Source organism: Chroococcidiopsis sp., assembly GCF_051657925.1.
In the GTDB taxonomy this organism is placed as follows: domain Bacteria; phylum Cyanobacteriota; class Cyanobacteriia; order Cyanobacteriales; family Chroococcidiopsidaceae; genus Chroococcidiopsis.
Genome location: NZ_JBOFLP010000318.1, coordinates 1 through 5214 on the forward strand (window position 1 = coordinate 1; position 5214 = coordinate 5214).

The window sequence follows — 5214 nt, forward strand, 5'->3', positions numbered from 1 at the left end:
CCCCCAGATTTCTCATCAGCCTAAGCCATTTTAGGAGCTAGAGACCTTGAACACTCATAGCGTTCTAGACAATCTGGCTTGCATGACAGACTGTTTTTTTGAAGATTTTTCTATAAGCCTTGCTTCACAGGCTTTACAAGCTATTTTAGGGAAGCGTAGTGAGAAATCCAGGTGGTGAGTATGGCGAAGCGTGTCACTACAATTAGGGATATCGGTTAGCGCAAATGTCAAAGTGCGATCGCGTCCGGTTATGAGTATCTTCACCGATTTATTTACTAGAAGTATTGACAGCCTCAAGTCAGTGCAATGACAGTAGTTTTGAAGGTTGGTAGAGGTAAGGAGGCATTTCGTCACCTTACCTTTTTTTAGTGATTTAGTCGCGCTCCCTACTCTAAGCTAGCAAGCTTTAATACACGAACGAGTAGATCTAGTTTTCTCTACAAGCGTTCTATTTACTTAAATCTACATAGTTTTTAGCTCTTTATCTTCACACAGCCATAAACTTTTATGTATTAAATGTAACTATTGCTTGCGTTTTTCTGCTGAAGCTAGAGAAAAAGAAATAGAGGAGCGATCGCGTTCTAAGATGACTTGTACGAGTCATCTTGACTTTCAGTTACGTTAGAGCGCGTTCTACCCCAGATGAAGTTTTGGTATTCTGCCTCCGAATTAGCTGGTTTGCCAGGGATGCCTGCGGCGCGGTCTAACGTGACGAGAAAGGCTCGCTCTGAAGGTTGGCAGTCCCGCGCTCGTCACGCTCGCGGTGGCGGTCGAGAGTATGCTTGCTCTAGTCTGCCAGAAGATACGCAAGCAGCCCTGGTTCAACTCGATCCTACAGCCACGGATTTAGAGAGTGAGTATGACCCTGCTCCATTCGATCGCAAAGGAGATGAGCGAGAATTGCAGCCTCAACAATTAGCTGCCATCGATAGAATTAAGGTTTCTGCACTTGAGGGGCGATCGCCAACGGCTATTAGTAAAACCCTGAAAACTACTGTTTCGGGCAACTCGATCGCGCAACGCGCTGATGCGTGGTTGGAGATTCTGAGAACTTTTGAAACTTGGAGCGAGCTACAAAATTTTGCCACTGCTGTGGAGCGCGATCTAGAGTTCGTTCGCGCCTACAACTTGGAGCAACTGTCAATTCCAACTTGGGTTCGCGACTATATTCCTACCATTAGCCGTTCTACATTGAGGGCAAAAGAGCGCTGCCGCCAAACGGCAAAGCAATTGAAAGCACTTGGGGGTAACTACGGCAACCGCAAAGGAAAAGGCAAAATCGATGCCAATCCAGCTCTACAGCAAGCAATTGAAACTTGTCTAGCAGCAGGAGGAAAACATTGGGGAGCAAGTCAAATTTATCACATTCTGCTACTGGAGTTTGGCTACGAGCCAGAGGATTTTTCCTTATGGCAATTGCGTGCCTGGATGCGACAGTTTCGCGAACGATATCCCCAAAAGTGGACGATGTATATGGATGCGAAGAGTGCTAAAAGCACAACTCCAGCTTTTGGCTCTCGTTCCCAAGGAGTCAAGCGTCCGAATCAACTTTGGGAAATGGATAGCTTTTGGAATGATGTCATTCTCAAATACAAATGTCCTCTAGGTGAAACTGTGACGGTCAAACGCTACTCGCTAATTGGCTGTATCGATCTATTCACGCGACGAGCATTGTTGTTGCTCTCAGACACTAGCAAAGCAGAAGCCATCTGCCAATTGCTAGCCAGAGCAACGATCGAATGGGGCGTACCAGAAGAAGTCCGCACCGATCGCGGCAAGGAATACCTCAGCCGCCGAGTCCAGCGATTTTTGTCAAACTTAGGCGTGAAAACCAGTTGCTGCTTGCCCAAACGCCCAGAACAAAAAGCCTTCATCGAGCGATTTATTCACACGTTTCAACATCGAGATTTACCGAAACTACCTGGATTTGTCGGACATAGCGTGAGCGACCGACAAGCACTGAGAAGTCATCCAGATTGGAATGAAAAAGCGATTGAGTTAGCCATGTCACCAGAAGAGTTTCAAACTTGGGCATCAGCTTGGATTGTAGCTTACGAGCAGCGACTGCACGGACGAGCGGGGATTGGTCTAGAAGGTAAGTCACCTTTAGAAGTCCTGGAAGCCGCGATCGCCCAAGGGTGGCAAAAGCAACAGATTCGCAACGAGCGCGAACTGGATTTTTTGATGATGGCAGCACCAACCAAAGATGGAATGCGTCGAGTTGGTCATCAGGGAATTTCGCTGGGCGGAAGACTGTACGTTGCTAGCAAACTAGGAGACTGGATTAGTAGACGAGTTTACGTTTGCTTTTCACCCCAAGATCCAATTCGGATCTACGTGTATACATCGGCAGATCTTCAAGAATATATTTGTGAAGCAGTTTGGCGAGAAGCCGAGCAGATAAACTTAGCACAATTTGCTCGACAAGCCCAACTTGTCTACAATCTCCTAAACCAGGAAGTCAAACAATCTCGTAAGCGGGGACAGGCATTGCTACGCAAGATTGCCCAAGATCCAATGTCAATTCTGGGTCAGGTACAGGAGATCCTACCAGTGGTACAGTCTCAACTTTACGATTATCCCGCTTTAAGCTCGATTGCTCAAGCGATTGCAACGACAGAACCGCAGAAGATACTACCACAAATATCTTCCGAGCAATACAAAGCAGAGTTAGCGCAACTAGAAGCAGTTGAAGCAGAGCGACTAGCACGACAGCAGCAGGCGATCGCGCTCAACCAACAATTAGAGACATTATTGGAGCATTGGCAAGGAGGAAGAAACTTCGACGAAATTTCCGCTCAAATCTCCAGCGATCTCACCTGCTATTTGGAGACATCTCAAGGTAAAGGATATTTAGCAGCCCTGACCGATTCCATACGAGAAGAACAGCGTTTCTGCTCGTGGTTAGCTGGCGATTTAACTTCGCCAGCGATTGCGATCGACTCAAACCAATTGCTAAGAACGGTCTTCCAACAATGGCAGCAAGGGCTGGAAGTGCTAGCGGGCGAACGAGAATTTGTCTCTCATTATATTCAACTTCCGGCTGGAAGAGGAACGTTGAGTGCTTTGGTAGAAGGCAAACAAGAGCAACAAGATTTCTATCAATGGCTATCTCAGCTAGAAACAGTTGCGACGTAATCCACCCCCATGTTATTTCAAACATTCCATGCGACACAAGTTAGTCAAAGTCAAAAATATCATTAGTCTTTCTAGTGCCTTTCAAGAATCGAAGCATAGCGCCGCCGCAGTGCCTCGCATGGGCTTGCTCTATGGCTTTACAGGGATTGGCAAAACGACGGCTACTGCTTGGTTGGTGAATAAAGAAAACGGGATTTACGTCAGAGCGACTTCTGTTTGGAGTCCCAGCGCCATGCTACAAGAAATTCTGCTCGAACTGTCTATCGATCCTCCCAATCTACCCGCCAAAATGCTGACGGCGATTAAAGAGCAAATGAAATTGCGTAGACAACCTTTGTTTATCGATGAGGCAGATTATCTGTTCCACAATCCAAAGATGTTGCAAGTAGCACGGGACATCCACGACCTCACCGAGCTTCCAGTTTGGTTGATTGGGATTGACGGTGTGGAGAAGAAAATCGCCAATCGTAAAATAGTCGCGGGGCGGATTTCTCAATGGGTGAAGTTTCAACCCTGCGACTTGGAGGACACGCGCTTATTAGCCAAAGAACTTTGTGAAATCGAGATTCATGAGGATTTGCTAGTCAAGCTACATGAGTTATCGAACGGTAGTATTCGCTTGATTACAGTCGGTTTAAGTCGAGTAGAAGCCTTTACTAAAGCACAGCGATGGCAATCTATCACTGCTGGACAATGGAGCGGGCGACAGTTTTTTCTATCTCGACAAATGTAGGTAATGGCTTGCAGCTTTTGGCTTTTTTAAAAGCTGAGCTTTATTGCTTGAAGCTATTAATTTTTTTAATATTTGTTGTTGTGGCAATCGGCTGAATGAAACCAGGAGAGAAACTAATTGAATTAGAGCCACAAAATACTAATTCAATCGAACCACAAGAATTCTACTGCGATCGCCCTTGGTCTGATGTTTGGCAAGCTACACTGGCTAGGCAATGGCTGGGACGACCATCTTCCATGATTCAGCAAGACTGTGATGCGATGCAATGGCTAGAACTTTGGTTGAGAATTAGTGATGCTCAAGCCCTCACCTTATTAAATCAATTTGAGCGAGCGGGTTACTTAAAAAGGCTCGAACAAATTGCTAGATATCCGCATTATCAAGTAGAACCTTCGTATCATGAAAAGATTTATCTTTATCTTGTGTACAATAGTCGCTCTCAGCATATACCAAAAGAAAGAGATTTTCGCATATTAGACGAGCCACATTTTGTCACTTATTGTAACCGTGCTTGGACGAGTATGCGAATTCTTTGCACTTTTAGTACGTCTCAGATTCAAATCTGCTCCGAGATCGAGCAGTCAACCGCTGAAGAATTTATCGATCAACTCTATCGAATTGGCTATCTTCAACTAGTTGAGTACTATGACAAAAATCTCATCGGTAGTGAGAATGTGTATCACCTTCGTCTAAATTCAGGACCAATAGCTCCACTCCTAATAGCTGATGGTATTGTCTACGACTCAAACTCTCGTAAACTTTACATGACTCAGTAGACAAAAAAATCTCCTAAATCTAAAAATCTACTTAATCTAAGTTAATTAAATTCACCTCACCTGTTTCTTAAACCTCGTTTGAACAAATTGGTTGGAAGTGCGAGTTTTAAAAAGACAAATTTAATGATTAAGTTGACTTGGTGACATGACGCTCGAAGTTCAAATTTAACAAGCGATCGAGCGAACAGAATATAGTTACACTAGTCAGCCAAGATACACAAAGATACAGTTTAGGGATACACAAAGATACAGTTTAGAGATACACAAAGATACAGTTGAGAAATGGTTTAGTGTGATTTAGCAACGATTTATCAAAAATTGACAGTTAGTCAATGCTTGAAAGTATTGCCAGACAGACATTTTCATTCATCTGCGAACGAGATACAGTTGGAAATGGATCGAGATCTCAAACCAAATCAATTTCGACAATGACGGCGGGGGCGACCAGTTCCAGAGTAAGCAGGTGGCGGACCATACAGCACTCGATTCGAGCGAGTTGCGCATCAGTTTGTCACCGCCCATGTCAGCTGTTTGCTTGAAAAACGGGGCACAGCCATACTCGGCATC

The 5214-nt window shown here is 44.8% G+C and carries 4 protein-coding genes; 3 read left to right on the forward strand and 1 reads right to left on the reverse strand.

Annotated features, from left to right (window positions below; translation table 11 throughout):
• The first annotated feature begins 642 nt into the window (after positions 1-642).
• The 3 genes from ACRC32_RS25530 (at position 643) to ACRC32_RS25540 (ending at position 4647) form a co-directional block, all read left to right on the forward strand.
• Positions 643-3138 carry a DNA-binding protein gene (locus ACRC32_RS25530; protein ID WP_438556604.1) on the forward strand — a complete coding sequence of 832 codons (2496 nt, stop codon included), beginning with the start codon at positions 643-645 and terminating at the stop codon, positions 3136-3138.
• Positions 3139-3166: 28 nt separating this feature from the next.
• Positions 3167-3871 carry an AAA family ATPase gene (locus ACRC32_RS25535; RefSeq protein ID WP_438556605.1) on the forward strand — a complete coding sequence of 235 codons (705 nt, stop codon included), beginning with the start codon at positions 3167-3169 and terminating at the stop codon, positions 3869-3871.
• Positions 3872-3966: 95 nt separating this feature from the next.
• Complete coding sequence (locus ACRC32_RS25540) at positions 3967-4647, forward strand: hypothetical protein (protein WP_438556606.1); 681 nt, start codon at positions 3967-3969, stop codon at positions 4645-4647.
• 366 nt (positions 4648-5013) lie between these two features.
• Here ACRC32_RS25540 and ACRC32_RS25545 read toward each other — a convergent pair.
• On the reverse strand, positions 5014-5214 hold a 201-nt coding region (locus ACRC32_RS25545), incomplete at its 5' end, for a hypothetical protein (protein WP_438556607.1).